12 protein-coding genes and 2 tRNA genes are annotated in these 17,448 nt (G+C 40.4%); 7 read left to right on the forward strand and 7 right to left on the reverse strand.

Going from position 1 to position 17,448, the window contains the following annotated elements; genetic code table 11:
• Positions 1–122: 122 nt before the first annotated feature.
• Positions 123–268, reverse strand: a tRNA-Asp gene (locus tag BLQ87_RS33870).
• A gap of 100 nt (positions 269–368) precedes the next feature.
• Positions 369–476: transfer RNA gene (locus BLQ87_RS33875), tRNA-Asp, on the reverse strand.
• A gap of 152 nt (positions 477–628) precedes the next feature.
• Here BLQ87_RS33875 and BLQ87_RS22945 point away from each other — a divergent pair.
• The 3 genes from BLQ87_RS22945 to BLQ87_RS22955 all read left to right on the forward strand — a co-directional run bounded on the left by BLQ87_RS22945 (position 629) and on the right by BLQ87_RS22955 (position 3,603).
• Entirely contained in the window at positions 629–1,102 is a 474-nt protein-coding gene (locus BLQ87_RS22945; protein ID WP_073236821.1) for an Lrp/AsnC ligand binding domain-containing protein, read from the forward strand.
• A gap of 330 nt (positions 1,103–1,432) precedes the next feature.
• The gene (locus BLQ87_RS22950) at positions 1,433–2,197 is read left to right on the forward strand and encodes a hypothetical protein (RefSeq protein WP_074611272.1); all 765 of its coding nucleotides are present in this window, start codon (positions 1,433–1,435) and stop codon (positions 2,195–2,197) included.
• Positions 2,198–2,202: 5 nt separating this feature from the next.
• Positions 2,203–3,603 (forward strand): RtcB family protein, encoded by a 1,401-nt coding sequence (locus BLQ87_RS22955; protein ID WP_074611273.1) that lies wholly within the window; start codon positions 2,203–2,205, stop codon positions 3,601–3,603.
• A 45-nt stretch (positions 3,604–3,648) separates the two neighbouring features.
• On the opposite strand, the gene BLQ87_RS22960 is transcribed toward BLQ87_RS22955, so the two are convergent.
• The 5 genes from BLQ87_RS22960 to BLQ87_RS22980 all read right to left on the reverse strand — a co-directional run bounded on the left by BLQ87_RS22960 (position 3,649) and on the right by BLQ87_RS22980 (position 12,100).
• The gene (locus tag BLQ87_RS22960) at positions 3,649–7,257 is read right to left on the reverse strand and encodes an HET-C-related protein (RefSeq protein WP_083362023.1); all 3,609 of its coding nucleotides are present in this window, start codon (positions 7,255–7,257) and stop codon (positions 3,649–3,651) included.
• A gap of 3 nt (positions 7,258–7,260) precedes the next feature.
• The gene (locus BLQ87_RS22965; RefSeq protein ID WP_074611275.1) at positions 7,261–8,061 is read right to left on the reverse strand and encodes a hypothetical protein; all 801 of its coding nucleotides are present in this window, start codon (positions 8,059–8,061) and stop codon (positions 7,261–7,263) included.
• 181 nt (positions 8,062–8,242) lie between these two features.
• Entirely contained in the window at positions 8,243–9,061 is an 819-nt protein-coding gene (locus BLQ87_RS22970) for a hypothetical protein (protein ID WP_074611276.1), read from the reverse strand.
• On the reverse strand, positions 9,061–10,884 hold the full coding sequence (locus tag BLQ87_RS22975; protein ID WP_074611277.1) for a type VI secretion system Vgr family protein: 1,824 nt from the start codon (positions 10,882–10,884) through the stop codon (positions 9,061–9,063). Before BLQ87_RS22975 ends, BLQ87_RS22970 begins: the two co-directional genes overlap by 1 nt.
• 196 nt (positions 10,885–11,080) lie before the next feature.
• Positions 11,081–12,100: a helix-turn-helix transcriptional regulator gene (locus tag BLQ87_RS22980; RefSeq protein ID WP_074611278.1), complete on the reverse strand. Its 1,020-nt coding sequence runs from the start codon at positions 12,098–12,100 to the stop codon at positions 11,081–11,083.
• A 900-nt stretch (positions 12,101–13,000) separates the two neighbouring features.
• Here BLQ87_RS22980 and BLQ87_RS22995 point away from each other — a divergent pair.
• The 4 genes from BLQ87_RS22995 to BLQ87_RS23010 all read left to right on the forward strand — a co-directional run bounded on the left by BLQ87_RS22995 (position 13,001) and on the right by BLQ87_RS23010 (position 17,434).
• On the forward strand, positions 13,001–14,095 hold the full coding sequence (locus BLQ87_RS22995) for a slipin family protein (protein ID WP_074611281.1): 1,095 nt from the start codon (positions 13,001–13,003) through the stop codon (positions 14,093–14,095).
• Positions 14,096–14,189: 94 nt separating this feature from the next.
• Complete coding sequence (locus BLQ87_RS23000; protein WP_074611529.1) at positions 14,190–14,966, forward strand: nucleotidyltransferase domain-containing protein; 777 nt, start codon at positions 14,190–14,192, stop codon at positions 14,964–14,966.
• Positions 14,941–15,999, forward strand: a complete 1,059-nt coding sequence (locus tag BLQ87_RS23005; protein ID WP_074611282.1) for a DNA polymerase beta superfamily protein — start codon at positions 14,941–14,943, stop codon at positions 15,997–15,999. The genes BLQ87_RS23000 and BLQ87_RS23005 overlap by 26 nt, the downstream gene beginning before the upstream one ends.
• A 10-nt stretch (positions 16,000–16,009) precedes the next feature.
• Positions 16,010–17,434: an RtcB family protein gene (locus tag BLQ87_RS23010; RefSeq protein WP_074611283.1), complete on the forward strand. Its 1,425-nt coding sequence runs from the start codon at positions 16,010–16,012 to the stop codon at positions 17,432–17,434.
• The last annotated feature ends 14 nt before the right edge of the window (positions 17,435–17,448 follow it).

Raw genomic sequence — 17,448 nt, forward strand, 5'->3', positions numbered from 1 at the left:
CTTTTGTTTTAGGTTGCAGAAAGGTTGTAAAGATTTTGTTTTTTAATACAAGAGGCGCTAAAAAGAGAGTGACCTCATCCAAGGTCACTCTTTTTTAACTAACTTATTATTCATAAAAAAACTGGCTGTTGGGGAAGGAGTCGAACCTTCAAGGGGTAGTTAGCTATAGTTCAAAAAATCAATTTGTGGTCAACCCATAAACTACGTTTATCCATTTATCCCCGCCACCGAGACAAGGAGGTGTGTCTGCCAATTTCACCACCCAACATTATGTGAAAGTACTACGTCTGAGTTTTAAGCTTTAAGTTGTTTATTTCTAAATGCACCTTAACTTAGAGCTGAAAAACTTATCACTCAAAAACTCATTGCTGTAGGGGAAGGAGTCGAACCTTCAAGGAGTAGTTAGCCCTTACGGGTTTTCCATATTCTCCACCACCGAGACAAGGAGGTGCGTCTGCCAATTTCACCACCCTACAGAGTATAAGCAAATTTTAAAGAACTATTTTTTGTTACTTGCTTGATACAAATGTAACAACAACCCCAATACGTTACAAATATTTTAATCATATTATTTTATTTTTATCATATTTATAATTATATTTGAATATCGTTAACAAATATCAAAATCATGCTTAAAAAAGAAAGCCAAAATTTAGAAATTGATAACCTGGATATTGACATTTTAAAACAGTTGATGCAGGATGCTACGAAACCCTATACAGAAATCGCTAAAGATCTGATCGTTTCGGGCGGAACGATCCACGTAAGAATGAAAAAACTTCAGGAAATGGGCATTATTAAAGGTTCCCATTTGATCATTGATGCGCAAAAAGCAGGTTATGACATCTGCGCCTTCTTAGGGATCTACCTCGAAAAAGGAATTCAGTATAAAGATGCCGTAGCGCAACTGAGTAAGATTAAAGAAGTAGTAGAACTTCATTATACCACTGGTTCCTATAGTATGTTTGCCAAAATCATCTGTAGAGATACCAATCATTTAAGACATGTCCTAAATGAAGAGATCCAGGCTGTTGAAGGCATTCAGCGCACGGAAACCCTGATCTCACTCGAAGAAAGCATCAGAAGACAGATTGAATTGTGATTCAATCTGTTTTTCTATAAAAATTTGCTTTTCATTTAAATTTAATGATACCTTTGCAGTAATTCCTTATTATTCATCGTTTTAAAACAAAGGAATCATGACTGAACATTTCCACATATCGCCCCTTTCGCACGCTGCCTGATTCAGGCGGACGTCATCACATTTACTTCTTAGTATCGTGTAATCAGCTGTCTGGCTATTTGGGTCAGTATTGCAATTTCGTCTGCCACATTTTCAAGGTCCTGCTGCGAGCTCAATAAGGGTATATCCCCCATCGGAGGATGAATTGATTCAATTCAACTACTATTATATTTTTTTGAGTACAGTCCAATGGACAATTATGAACAATCGTTCGATGTCTTGCAGTACAGATTAAAATCTGCAAGAAGGAAGAAACGATTACAAAAAAAGGATTTCGATAAGCAATTAATTCAGATCATTAAAAAGGAAAGACTTCTTTGGCAAAAGAGACGCGATTTACCGATGATTCCGCTTGAAAACCCCTATCAGAAAGGATGGAAACGTCACTTTGTGGTCCGGGAGGACATCAAAAGATCGTCTTCAGCCGGCTTTTTCACTACACTTTTAGAAAAGATCAATACGGTGCAACACCATCCGGATAAATCCTTCAAGGTAAAGAAGAGAAGAAGAGGTTCCCGCAAAAGAAGCAAAGGGCCTGAGGTTAAAAGACAGTTTTTGCAGGAATTTTCGGAATGGCACTGGAACCATCACAGCTTAAAGCTGACGGAACTGGAGAAAGTGCATTTTCATTTATACGAAAAGACAAGCAAGGATGGAAAACAGAAATGTTTTGTTTACCGCTTTAATGAGCCCTGGCGCTATGTACTACAAGTAAAGCCACATATCATCACTGAAGTAAAAATGGTGGATGGCCTCCTGGAACAAGAAATTCAACTGCTGGATAATTACATCACAAACCATTATTTGCAGTGCAGAATGAACAAGTTAATCGGAAGAGGGTACTCATATGGCTGGGGGCAAGAAGTAAAACCCCGCTATCGATTTCCAACGCAAAACCGCACATTATCCGCCCTTTTGGAGGAATGCGCCAATGATAAACAACAACAATATTAAACGCGATGAGCATTTTAAAAACAAAAGAACTAAGTAAAATAGGTTATATAAATGATAAAGCAAGAAGTTTAGTGATCAATACGATCTCTAAAAACTTCAAGCATCATACTAAAAACCAGGTTATAGAATTATTAATAAATATTAAAAACACCCCTGAAAATTATGTAGAAGACGAGCATCTCGGCAAAATTGCCGAAACATTTATGGATAAGGTAAAGGAAGTTAATTTCCAATCTTATCAGCTGTTACAGGAAAGCGGAATGCTAAAGACTTATGGCAGCAAGGAGATCGAGCATGGTGCAAAGAAACAAATGGAACTGGCGATGTCTCTTCCTGTTGTTACCCAAGGTGCTTTAATGCCAGATGCACATAGCGGTTACGGGTTACCCATTGGAGGTGTCCTGGCTACGGATAACGCGGTTATTCCTTATGCGGTTGGCGTAGATATTGGCTGCAGAATGGCCCTGAGCATTATAGATGAAGGTGATAGTTTTTTTAAACGTTATAGTCACCAGATGAAAGTGGCTTTAAAAGAACTCACTCATTTTGGAATGGAGGGCTCATTAGACATCCAGCCACAGCACGACATCCTTGACAGCCCTGTTTTTAAAGAAACAGAACTGCTGAAGAAACTTCATGGCAAAGCGTTCAGACAATTAGGCACCTCTGGCAGCGGTAATCACTTTGTTGAATTCGGCGAAATAGAGCTCTATGAGCACAATACGCTAGGCTTGCCGGCAAAGAAGTACATGGCCTTACTTACGCATTCAGGAAGCCGCAGTTTAGGGGCTAATGTAGCCATGCATTATACCAAAATTGCCATGGATACCTGCAGGTTGCCAAAAGAAGCGAAGAGTCTGGCCTGGCTGGATATGAATACAGAGGCCGGTCAGGAATATTGGTTAAGTATGAACCTTGCAGGTGATTATGCCAGGGCTTGTCATGATGTGATTCACTCCAGTCTGTTGAAATCTTTAGGCCTACAGGCTTTGGCAAAAGTGGAAAACCATCATAATTTCGCCTGGAAAGACAAGTTAGCTGATGGAAAGGAGGTCATTGTACATCGAAAAGGTGCTACTCCTGCACATCAGGGAGAGCTGGGAATTATTCCAGGAAGCATGGCAACCGCAGCCTATCTCGTAATGGGTAAAGGGGTTGAAAACTCGTTACATTCTGCAGCGCATGGTGCCGGAAGGGCCATGAGCAGGCAAAAAGCGAAGAACAATACGACAGCCTCCGCTTTGAAGAAAATGCTGGCCACTGCCGGCGTGACCTTAATTGGCGGAAGCGTGGAGGAGAATCCATTGGCCTATAAAGACATCGACAGGGTAATGCATGCCCAGAAAGACCTGATAGCTGTACATGGAAAGTTCTTTCCTAAGATCGTTCGGATGAACAGAGATTAATAAATACTTTAGACCGTATGCATGAAGCTGTATACGGTCTTCTTTTTAAGCCAGCGTGCTAAAACTAGTTTGATTTTCGCTGTTTTTAATTCTTGCAAGCATGGTTTTTGAATCTTCAAACATATATTTTTCGTTGTATTTATCCAATCCATCCATTAGCGCCAGATATTCATTAATGGCCTCCCCATCCTGTTTATAGACCGGATCCTTAGTTTCGGTCAGATAAGCGTATAAACGGTGCTCATATTCATTAGTTTCAGGTTCGGATAATTTGTGCTCCTGATGTATACCCGCCATATATTGTCTAAAACGATCATCAGAGTTGACCGAAAATAGCTTCTGGAACTCTTCCCATGCTTCCTCCATCGCTTTATCCACTTCTTCCGTCTTCTCCTTCATAAAACCCTGAAAACGATCATAACGCCTGCCCAGCTCTTCCGCAGATTCGTTCATTTGATTTGAAAAATCTCTTACGGCCTGCTCCATCTCTCCCTGAAGCTTTTTAAGTTTTCTGGTTGACATTCTTTCAAACCGTGCGATCGCTGTTTTTAAATCTTCGATGGACTTTCTTAATTTGTCAATATATCTTCGGATATCGGCTTTCAACTCCATATAACTCTCTATCACCTGTTCCTTTCTTTTCTCAAACTCATCAATAGCCCGGTTAATTGCATCAACAGTATCTTCTGTCCGCTTTTTGAAACCCGCTTCTTTGTTGAGGTCTTCAATTTTATGGACGTTAGTGTTTACCCACTGAAGGACTGTGGCATCCATCCAGGTACCTAAACCGGGATGAACCATGGCTTCTTTCATTTTAGCAATAAAATCATTTGCAGTGACCGGATTATTGAACCTTAATTTTTTCATGTTGTCTTTCTGCATACTCAACGCTTCAATAGCCAACGCAGCAGCCAAACTATGTAGTGGATGTCCCGGATCGTCTTTAGCTAATTGTGAGTGAGAAGGATTTGAACTCAGAATCTTATAACTCTGAATATTCTGACCAACGACTATTCCCTTCTCCATTACCTCCAAACAACTTACAATCACTTTCTTTATGACATTCATCAATGCATTATAAAGACTGTCGATAATTTTTTGGACGAACAGAATAACGAGCCCTAATAAAGGGCTCTTCTTTTTGATCTCTATTAGTATCGTAATTGCAATGCTTCGAACTTCTATAAACGTTTTATAATACTCCAGAATTTCTGTCTTTGCTTTGCCTGTTTCCGCACCCTGCTTATCCATTTCCTTTTGATTAAGCTTAATATCTGTCAGCCATGCAATGATTAGCATATCCACTAATGTCAATGCAGCCTTGGCATAATCGTTAAGCCCGCTCTCCATCATTAAATTCTTAAGACTGATCTCCTTTTGCTCAAAGAGTTTTTTTGCCGCATCAGCTAAACTATGGACCGTATCAGCACTTGAAAAGAAACCTGAAACAACCGGTAAAGCACTAATGTAAGCCTCTCCATTCAGCGTAAGCCCCAGGTCTGTGGCGACTCTGATCCCAATTGTAGTAGTATTACGAAAATAAGCGTTGTAGATCCGTTTTTGAGTCGGATACTTTTTATTAAACTCAGGATCTGTGCTGGTGCTTTTAAAAACAAACATTCCCCGATAGCTTACCCTCAGGTGCTCTAGCCGTACTAACTCGCCTTTTCCTGCAAAAAAATCTGCTACATCAGGCCAAATATCCGATTCAGTAGATTTTTTAGCCGGAAAGTCGCTGATAAAATTGCCAAGATCCTGACGTTTTTCAACTTTTTCGACTTTATATCCTTTTTGCCTAAAATTAGCCGGTTCTACCCAGGGATATACCGATATGCCTAGCTTAATCAGGCTGATTTCAGCAAAGTTTGTATGCGCAAAATAATCTTCGAGCACATGGAAAGCATTACCAATGTTAATTAAGCCTCTATTTTTTTCATATTCACTAGTTCCGGATTTATACTTAGCAACTCCCTTATTCAATTCCTTTTCTATATAGGAAAGGGCGGTAGGAACACCGACTCCTTTCTTCGCATATTTACCTGCTCCCAGAGAATTTGATATCGGGCAAAAATCTGTTTCCTGATCTCCCTCGGTATTTCTTATAATTCCCTGCAATCCCATTTGCTCTCCCAAAGGCACATCAACAGCCTCAGGATTTTGTCCTGGACTGGGACAACAGAAAATATCGTTATTAATTTCGTCAAAGGCACGCGCATACAATGGATTGTCTATATGCTGTTCAGGGGCATACACACCCAATTCTTCTTTAGTAAAACCACCAAAATTCTTAACAAACACGACATAATCAGCCGCCAATTGCGCCGCCTTTAGCCCCATGCTAACTGCTATTTTTTCCAGTTTTTCTGTAATCGGATTTTTTGCAGGCTTAGCAGGATCGGTTAAGCCCTGCCCGGGCCCTCCCATTGGCTCAGGCATTTCTCCTATGAATTCCTGAACCGTGTGATGGGCAGCAAGCACCTCGATGATCAATGTCCAGCTTTCTCTATTTGGCTTTACCGGGTCTAGAAACTTAAGGCCTCTAAAGTTTTCTATTTTGCTCAGAATATCGGGAGGGTACATTGCAGTTGAAGGAGTGATACATTGACTCATGTCACGCATATAATTTCCGAGATATAAGAAACTAAGCTGTTTTGCTGTCAAAATGCCCTGCTGTTTTTTATCTTCAGGTGAGAAAACTTGTTTTTCCAGATCAAAATGTCCGTACTCTTTCATTTCGGCATTTACCTTTCCAGCCTTAAAATACTCCCTTTCGTTGCTCTTATAATCTTTTTCAAAACGCCCCATCACCTTACTAATCTCTTCATTCAAATCTGAGAGATCAAGCTTCAAAGTTTCACTATCTCCATTCACTGTGGCTATAGCATATTCAATATCCTTGTCTTCAAGAATATTAAAATTGGTAAAATAATAGGCAAAAACCTGACCTTCATCATGAATTGCGTCCCCCTTTTGACTGGAATACTCATTGCGAAGAATATCATCCAAAAAATGGCCATATTCTTCAAGAAGCCCCTGCAATAAATAGGAATTTGCTGTTTTATCTCCTTTTTTTGCCTTGATTACTGTTGATTTGTTGATCTCTATAACCCGATCTTTCCAAACATATGCGGCGATAAATCCACTGGCATTTACGAGCCTCAATTTAGGATTGAGCTTATCTTTCTTCTTTTCACTAAAGTCCTTATAAAGCTGCTCATATGCTTTCAAGGGAATATCCTTGTCAAAAAAGACTTCTAATAACATACTAAATGTTGATTGAGCAACTTCTTCAGCTAATTTTTCTACCTGCTTATAGGCATAATCACTCTCAATGCTAATATCCTCAACCTCAACGACTTCCTCTGGTCTTTTTTTACTACTGCTACTCGGTTCCAAAATGCAAGCAGTAACACAGCCTGCACTTTGAATCATTGCACCTCCAGCAGTTTTTGCCTGCACAAAAGTAAGTGGCTTGTTGTTGAGTCGAACACCTGGTACAAATTCAGCAGGAGCATCCATTCCCCCTTGATTTTTAAGTATTTGAGAACCCATGGTAGCTATTGGCTTACCATTCAGGGTCGCTAAATTACAGGGTACTTTTACAATCAAGCCATCTGTAGTTGGGTCTGTTAAAATCGCGACTATCTTAGACATAATTTAAGGTTTTATTTCCGCATGATCATCTGTGTATTCATATACAATACTTGTCATAAATGATGGTTTCCTTTCACCAGAAGGCTCTCTTTGATATTTAATCTCAATATTTGTTAAGTTTTCCTGCTTCAACCGCGGATCTGGTTGACAAGCTTCCATTCGGGGATTACCAACTGAAGAGTATACTTTCGCATAGGCCCAGCTCCTTCTGGCATTAAACACCGGCTTATGGTTTTCCTTCATTAATTCATTAATTTCATCCGGCATCATGTCATCGCTTATGATGACTCCATTTATCCGAACATATTTCGCTCCGGGTATTGAAGATCCGTAAGAATCCGGAGCATCTTTCTTTTGCTCATGCTCTTCTTTTGAATCCTCTCCCATCATAATCTGTATGCTAATGGGAACAGTTGTAGAACTCGCATTTGTAGCTTCCGCTTCCGTAGCGCTTACTCCCCCTTTAAATCTTTTCGTAAGCATTACAAACACAGGTACATCCTGATAGAACAATCCCCCCATATTATCATCTTTATAGTTTCCCCCTATTATTCGTTTTAAATTAGAAATCGAATCATGTAGCAGAATCTGTTTTCCATTATAATACAACTTGCAATAATCAATTTCGAAGCGATGTTTTTCCTTCGCCCAAAGCTTTTGAAGTTCAGCCTGGGCTGGTCTTTTAGTTACCCCTTCCTTTTTACCTTTTTCCTCTTTTTTACTTTGCCCATTGCAGGCTGTAAAGCAAAAAACGAGTAAGCAAAAAGAGAATATCTTGACATTTTTCATTTTCAGCAGATTCATTTTTTATTTTCTAAGGTTTAATTTCATCATTCTATATAAGATCAAAAAATCCCGATCAAATACGTTTATTTGCTTTTAATCGATCTCATAACCTACGCTCAAAGCTTAAGCCAGAAAAACAATATTTATTTTTAATTCTATCCTTCATGTTTTCTGATAAAACACGGCTCTTAATCATAATTCAAGGTTTTACTTCTCCATGGTCATCAGTATATTCATATACGATGCTTGTCATAAATGATGGTTTCCTTTCACCGTCAGGCTCCCTTTGGTATTTGATCTCAATACTCGTTAGGTTTTCCTGTTTCAAACGCGGATCTGGTTGGCAAGCTTCCATTCGGGGATTACCGCCAGAAGAGTATACTTTTGCATAAGCCCAACTTCTTCTTGCATTAAATACGGGCTTGTGGTTTTCCCTCATTAGCTCGTTTATCTCGTCAGGCATCATATCACTGCTAATAATAACTCCATTTATCCGAACATACTTCGCTCCAGGTATTGAAAATCCGTAAGAATCCGGAGTATCTTTTTTTTGTTCATACTCATCTTTCGTCACATCTCCCATCATAATCTGTATACTCGTAGGGACAGTCGTATAGCTTGCATTTGTAGCTTCCGCCTCTGCAATGCTCACGCCTCCTTTATATCTTCTAACAGCTAATACAAAAACTGGCACATCCTGGTAATACAACCGCCCTTTACGTTCCTTATAATTAAGCCCTATTATTCGTTTTAAATTAGAAATCGAATCATGCAACAGAATCTGTTTTCCATTATAGTACAACTTGCAATAATCAATCTCCAGGCGATGTTTTTCCTTCATCCAAAGCTTTTGGAGCTCAGCCTGGTCTGGCACCTTAGCTATCCCCTCTTTTTTACTTTGTCCACTGCAGGCCATAAAACAAAAAAACAAGACCGCACAAAAGATCATTTTAATGCCAACCTGCCATCCTTGCCTCGTTCTCATATTGATACGCGATTGAAATTCATTTCTGATCATTAAGGCAATTGCAGTTTATTCTGACTTCCCTCTATTTCTGTCAGCGGGCTTTTAACCACAGCAGTTGATCCGGCAGTAGCACTGAATTCTACGTCAGCAGAAACGGATACATTCTTAGCATAAGACTCATATGCATTAGTAGCCACCTCTCTAATGTTTTCAGCCCTAAGCTCGATGTCTGTTTTAGCCGTCTGCTTGAAAAACCCTTCCTTAGCGTGATAGGTAATATTTGTACCCGCGGTGGCTGTAATGGTTTCGGAGGCCTCCATAACAATATTTTTACTCCTTAGCGTTATCGTTTCCGGAGCGGTAATCAGGATACTGCTTTCTTTGGTATCCAGCAAAATTGTATTCCCTGAGGGATCTTTAACGGTAAGGCTTGTTCCTCCATCCTGGTCGTTAAACTCTATATGGTGACCTGATTTTGTGAAAATACTTTTCAGGTGGTTATCTACTTGTGGATTACTATCCGCATTATTTTGATGGTAAACGCTTCCTATGACAATTGGTCTGGCCACATTTCCTTCTTCAAAAGCCACCAATACCTGATCCCCTTTTTCAGGAATAAACACAAAACCACGGTTTTTACTTACGGCATCACTACTTCCTGCGTCAGGCGTGACCACACGTAACCATTCTGTCGTATCATTAGTCAGGCATTTCCACTTGAATTTCACCTTGATTCTGCCTTGTCCCTGTGGATCCGCATTGTCCTGCACATCTGCCAGCTGCATATCAGGGCTTGGCTTTACATAATGTTTTACAGGCAGGCGTTCTGTAGTAGAAACCACCCCTTCAAAATTGTTTTTATAACGTCCGGTACCGTCAATGGTATGTACTACACGTGTGATTAAGAACTTACCAAGGCTATCCGTAACGAAGTCCAGCACTTCCCGTATGCTCATGGTAATTTCGGCAATTTTACCAATCCCAACTTCCGGATTATCTCCAGCGGCCGAAATGCGCAATAAATTGCTGATGCTGGCTTTTTCTTCGTTCTCCACATGATCTTTCAGCTCTGAGTTACTGTCTACACGAATTAAGCTAGGCTGGTTAAAGGTTTTGCTATAGACTGTATTGGAAGCGTTCACTGCATGAATTAAATCATCAGACCCCTGATCTGCAGCGCCTTTACTTTCACTCTGCAACATCTCGTTTTTGCGGGGGTTATAGGCAAATCTGTTGTTCTTTATCGGAGCGACTTCCATTGCATACTGTAAAGTATGAAGGTTACGTCCATAAAAGAGGGATATTTCTTCCTGTTCATCAGGTTTTCCAAAATTGAGATTTTCTCCATCATAGAAAAACCATTCATGGTATTCGGCAGACAAGCGGTTCAGAAATTCAAAATCGCTCTCTCTGTATTGGATCACATAATCGATTGGAGATTTTCGGGCTGCATTAACTACAATCTTCAAATCATTTGCAGGAGTATCTTTGGTAGCGAGGGTCACTATCGCATTTAGGTTTTTTCCGAGATAAGACCCTAAATCAGGTCCCCTGTCTATCAGAATTCCCGGACTATATCCACTAACCACCAGAATCCCGTGATAACCATGGGTCTGGGCAAGTTCTACTTTAGTTACGATACCAGTAAAAGTTTGTAGTTTATCGATAGCATAACCGAAAGAGGCAGAAAGGCTTTTGCCGATAAATTCCCTGCTTTTTTCCAGGGTCACCATTCCTGGTGCACCATTCTCGTCGTGATTGAACTTTAACTCGAAGTAATGGTGTGTATTGAATTGCTGTTCCAAAGTAAAAGAGGCAAAATGAGAGATCTGTTTATCCTCAATATTGATCTCCGTAATCAGTTTGTTTTCCATTAGGCAAGAAGGTTAATATTTGGCTTAGTTATTTATGTTGAAGATCAGGCGTTATCGTTCAACAATTACCCTAAACGGAATATACCCTATATTTTACAAATGGTATAAATTTTACCACAAAATAATTAATAAGACATAAAAAATATTTATTAACTAATAAAAATAACCTAAACCATAATGAACAGAATTGGAGTAGTTATATCGTTGTGTTGTATTGCTTTGCGGATTCTTCCAGCCTTCTGCTGATTCTGGATGCCAGGTTTCTCGGCCCCAGGACTTTCATACATTCTCCAAACCCTAATATCTCCCGTTCCAGCTCAAAGTTTAAGACCACATCGATCCGAATGACGATCCCCTCATGATCCTCTTTCAGTAAGACCTGACTGTGGTGCAGCGGCTTGGTCAGAATATAAGGCGCATGTTGTTTATTTATCCTTAGAATTACTTTATGTGCCCGGTCCTTCTCAGATTTGGTCACCCCGAGTAAGTCCTCAAAATAGCGATCAAAATCAACCCCTTTATATTCTATAAAGGGTTCTTTAGTTAATTCCTGAAATTCCAGGATCCGGTCGAGCGCCAGTGTAATCAGAATCCTTCCCTTCTTTGGTTTTACAATCAGAAACCATCGGTTCCGATATTCCTTTAACAAATAAGGAAAGTAAATCATCTGCTGCGCCTTCAATGCCTTAAAGGATTTGTATTCGATCAGTAAGGGTACCTTATTCAGAATGGCACTGTACAGGGGAGTGATGAACTTTAGGCCACGTAGTTGCTTATTACTTTCGAACTGGATACAGTTTCTACTTTGGTTGGTAGATTTATACAGGTTGTTTTCCAGCTTGGCGATCATATCACTCATTTCATCAAAATAACTAAAGCCGTTAAATTGCTTCAGCACACCAACGATTTCCTTCATCTTTTCAATATCGTTGTTATTGATCGGAGCTTTTGTAATGCTGTAATTAGGATCACTATAGGCATAATACTTTCGGTCGGTAACGACGATAGGTGCCTTATAGCCCAGCTTATCGCTCCTCATAATTTGAATATCCGACTGAACTGTCCTTTTGCTTACTCCCGAACTGATTCCTTCATATTCGAACAGCACCGCAGCAACCTTTTCAATCAGGTCGTCAAGGCTCCATTTCCGGAACCTGTTTTTTAAACATTCATCAATGGTTTTGTAACGTATGAGGGCTAGTTTATTGATCGACATCTGAAATTTCCTTTTTATAAAAGTAAGAAAAGCAATTGACTACGCAATAGAGCTGCGCATCTTAAAGTATCTCAGGATTATTTTGGCGCTAAAACAAAATTATCACTTTGATTACCAGCAAGATAAAACAAATGCATATTATAAAAAACAACTGCGCAATTGTGCTGCGTTATGTCCCATGCACCTTTGTAATGTCGATCACAACGACAAGTTCTTTGAATCATATCAGTACGTAAGTACTTAAAAATATTCCCGAAAGGGAATGGCAGTACTATATCATTAACGTCCGCAGTTGCGGGTTTCTGTATGGCCCCAAAGTATGAAACGATTGTGTTTTCATATCCTGGCGAATTAGGATAATAGATTGTCAATATCATGTATGTGACGTGGGTTCGAATCCCACTCCCGGTTTTCCGGGATAACTCAGGGGTCAGAGTAATACAAATTGCAGGTTCGAATCCTGCTTCCGACCAAAATTGGAATAGCAAAACGGTAATGCAATGGACTTAGGATCCGTGATGAAGAAGAGGAACTTCACAAATCCTCGTCATTAAGCATTGGAGAAAAACATTCCGCTTTATTCCTGATCATAAGGAGATCGGGACTAAGGCAATCCAAAAGAGACTTTGAAAGTCCGTAACGGTAAAGAAGAATGTTGATTGCCAAATATGCCAGCCCTTGCGAACCGCATCTGAAAAGGACGGTTTGAATTGCGCAGCGCATCTTTAAAGATCAAAATATTCCTGCCAAACGGAACTTCCGTATCATTTGGATGAATGTTTTTCAAAAATGCTTGTTAAAAAAGAATAGAAAAAGCTACCGGAAGAATGGTCAAAGAGCGCACCATTCTTCCTCATGTCAGGAATAAATAAATATTAAACCAACCAAAATTTAAAATATATGAAAAGAGTAACCATTAACACCAACTCTGTGGGGTTGGTTTACAAAAACAGAGAATTTAAAAGAATATTAACAGCAGGAAACTACTGGTTAGGATTTGGAGAAACCATAGAAGTTTACGATCAGTCTAAAACTTTTATCGCTTCTACAGAGCTGGACGTCCTGTTACAAAATAAAGATTTCGCGAATCTGGTTCACCTGGTAGAAGTGAAGGACAACACCTTGGTTTTAGTATACCAAAACGGGAACTTCAAACAGGTGTTGACTGCAGGAAGATATGCCTTTTGGATCGGATTAAACAAGTATACGTTCCTGAATGCAGACCTGAATAAATATGAAATCACGGAAAGCATTGATAAAAGCACTTTATTGAAGTCTTTGATGCAGCCTTATGTCAGATCGTTCAGAATTGAGAGCTACGAAGCCGCTTTGATGATGGTTGACGGAAAGTTTGAACGCGTATTGGAAGTAGGGAACTACATCTGGTGGAACAACAGTACGCTGATCCAGGTGTTAAAAACTGACCTGAGACAACTGAACATGGAAATCGCCGGACAGGAGATTTTAACCAAGGACAAAGCACAGTTGAGAATCAACTTCACTGTTCAATACAAAGTAACAGATGCGATTAAAGCTTTGTTGGAAAACAAAGAATTTGAGAAACAACTGTACGTATTGATCCAGTTGGCTCTGAGGGAATTCATTGGAAGGTTAACCTTTGATGAGCTCATGGAAAGCAAGGAAAAGATTGCGCAGCATGTATTAATCAGCTCCGCAGCAAATGCAGCGCTTCTGGGTGTTGAATTAATCAACTGTGGCCTGAAGGACATTATATTACCAGGTGATATCAAAGAAATCATGAATCAGGTGCTGATTGCTGAAAAAAGAGCACAGGCCAACCTGATCACAAGAAGAGAGGAAACCGCCTCGACCAGAAGCTTGCTAAATACGGCAAAACTGATGGAAGATAACGCCATGTTATATAAATTGAAAGAAATGGAATATGTAGAGAAGATTGCAGAAAAGATCAATACGATCAGCTTATCCGGAAGCGGACAAATGATCGATCAATTGAAGCAAATCTTCGTTAAATAATTAGAAAAATGAAACCATCACAGGCATACCATTTACAAATAAGAATAAATGATACGCTTATGATGGCTTCATGACTACTAAAAAAGTTATACCAATGAAAACAACAATCGTAAATAAACTAAGTGCAATAGAGAAAGCGCACGATATAAAAATACTCTTCTCTTGCGAATCAGGCAGTCGGGGATGGCAGTTCCCTTCGATGGACAGTGACTTTGATGTACGGTTTATCTATGTAAAACCTGTTCATTACTACCTGTCGATAACGGAAAGAGCAGATCACCTGAGCTTCCCTATAAACGACGAGCTGGACATCTATGGATGGGACCTGCGAAAAGTTTTGCAGCTGTTAAAAAAATCCAACACCACTCCTTTTGAGTGGCTTCAATCTCCGGTTGTTTATGGAGAAGACGGAAATTTCAAAGCCCTGTTATGGGATTTATGCCATGGTTATTTCAGTCAGCGGACAAATGCACACCATTACCTGGGCATCGCCAAAGGCGCAATGGATACCGTCGTGAATGAGGATGAGATAAAAATAAAGAAACTGTTTTATGTACTTCGCCCTCTGCTTTCTGCAAAATGGTGTTTAGAAAAGAATCAAATCGCTCCAATGGAAATAGGCCCTTTAATGGGTCTGCTTCCAAAACATTTACAAACATTGGTCAGCGAGCTGATCGTATTTAAGGCTACCGGAAAAGAAGCAACGATGATAAAAATACCTGCGCCGTTAAAGAATTTTATAGATGAGGAATTTATAAATTGTACCGAAGCGGCTAAAGACCTGCCTAAAAATCAATTTGATATAGCAGGACTGGACCAGTTCTTTATAAAAACAATAAACGGATATGACGATACAAGAGATAAAGGATAAAGGCTTATTGCTTTTTGAATGTGTTAGCGGAAGCCGGTCTTATGGATTAGACACGGTAACATCTGATACTGACCTTAAAGGCGTTTATTACCTTCCAAAATCCGAATTTTATGGATTGACTTACACTCCGCAGATCAGCAATGAAAGCAATGATGAAGTGTATTACGAGTTGGGCAGGTATGTAGAATTGTTGATAAAAAACAACCCTAATATGCTGGAAATGCTGGCCTCTCCGGAAGAAATGGTCTTGTACAAACATCCGGTAATGGACAACCTGAATACATCGATGTTTTTATCGAAACTATGCAAGGATACTTTTGCCGGTTATGCCATCACTCAGATCCGGAAAGCGAAAGGATTGAAGAAGAAAATCGTCAATCCGCTGCCCAAAGAAAGGGCAACGGTGTTAGACTTCTGCTTTATATTGGAAGGTTATCAGGCTCTTGCCCTCCGGGATTGGTTAAAAGCGAAAGGATACCGACAGGAACAATGCGGGCTGATCAATATCCCGCATTCCAGAGGTTTATTTGCTTTATTTTATGATCAGAAAGGAAAGCTGGGCTATAAAGGAATCGCAACAAATGTGTTGGCAAATGAGCTTTCTTTATCTTCCGTTCCTAAAGGAGAAAAAGAAGTGGCCTACCTCCAGTTTAACCAGGACAGCTATTCCAGCTATTGCAAAGAATACCGGGAATACTGGGATTGGGTAGATAAAAGGAATGAGGAGCGCTACCTCAACAATCTGGAACACGGCAAGGATTACGATGCAAAAAACATGATGCACACCATCCGTTTGCTTCAGGTAGCCGAGGAGCTCCTACGCACAGCAGAGCTTAGGATAAAGCGGCCTAACAGAGCGGAATTGCTCTCGATAAAGTCGGGTCATTATGCTTATGATGACCTGCAAAAGATGGCTGAGGAACTGATCGTACAGATAGACCTGGCTTACAAAAAAAGTGATTTGCCGGAATCTCCGGATGAGGAGGCGCTCGAAAGAGTGCTCATCGCCATGAGAACGGAATTATACCATTAGAAATTGAACAATGAACAATATATTGAATGGAGATGACCTGATTAAAAGAGGTTATGCTCCCGGAAAAATACTCGGCCTTGCATTAAGCCTGATAGAAAATAGATTTGAAGAATTAAGCAAAGAAGAACTAATCGATCTATTGGTTGAAGTGAAAGCGAAACCAGAACATTTTATGGACCACGATGTCCTGGAAGAACTGGCCACAGCTATCATTGAAGCGGCTTCTGCACCGGCAGATGACACGATCAACCTGTCAGAACAAGCGGCAGCTTACACGATATACGGAGCTGATCAAATAGAAGAAGGCGCAAGAAAACAAATGAACATTGCGATGAGGCTACCGGTGAGTGTTGCCGGAGCATTAATGCCCGATGCACATCAAGGATATGGTTTGCCGATAGGAGGCGTTTTAGCGACGCGTAATGCAATTATACCTTACGGGGTGGGTGTTGACATTGGTTGCAGAATGGCGCTATCTGTATTCGATATTTCAGAAAGCCATTTCCATGCGCATGAAGCTCAATTCAAAAGAGAACTGATTGCACATACCAAATTTGGGGCAGGGCATGGTTTTCATGGACGATATAAAGCAGACCATAAGGTTCTCGATCGGGCAGAATTTAACCTTACACCAATGATCAAAAACCTGCACGACAAAGCTTATTCCCAATTGGGAACCTCTGGTGGTGGAAATCACTTTGTGGAATGGGGAATTATCGAGTTTGAGAAAGACGACGAGGCCTTAACCATCCCTAAAGGAAAATATCTCGCTTTGCTGACGCATTCAGGTTCACGCGGATTTGGGGCAACGGTAGCCGGATATTATACCAAACTGGCTAAGGAATTGTGTAAACTTCCACAAGAAGCAGCAAACCTGGCTTACCTGGATATGAATTCTGAAGCCGGACAAGAATATTGGCTGGCGATGAACCTTGCCGGAGATTATGCTTCCGCCTGTCATGAGGTGATCCATAAAAAACTGACTAAGGCCATTGGCGCAGAAGTCCTGGCTACGGTAGAAAACCACCATAACTTTGCCTGGAAAGAGGTCTGGAACGGAGAAGAAGTGATTGTTCACCGTAAAGGAGCGACTCCTGCAGGTAAGGGCGTGATGGGAATTATTCCGGGCTCTATGACTGCTCCTGGTTTCCTGGTCAGAGGAAAAGGTGAAACTGCCGCTATTAACTCTGCCTCTCATGGTGCAGGAAGATTAATGAGCCGGACAAAAGCCATTAAAAACATCTCCAAAGATCAAATGAGGGCAATTTTAAAAGAACATGAAGTCACCTTAATCGGAGCTGGGTTAGATGAGGCTCCAATGGCTTATAAAGACATCAACCTTGTGATGGACGCACAAAGAGAGCTCGTGGATGTGGTGGCCAGGTTCAGTCCGAAGATCGTCCGCATGGCCGATGATGGAAGCCGCGAGGATTAAACAAAAAAGGTTCG

Source organism: Pedobacter steynii (assembly GCF_900103665.1).
GTDB lineage: Bacteria > Bacteroidota > Bacteroidia > Sphingobacteriales > Sphingobacteriaceae > Pedobacter > Pedobacter steynii.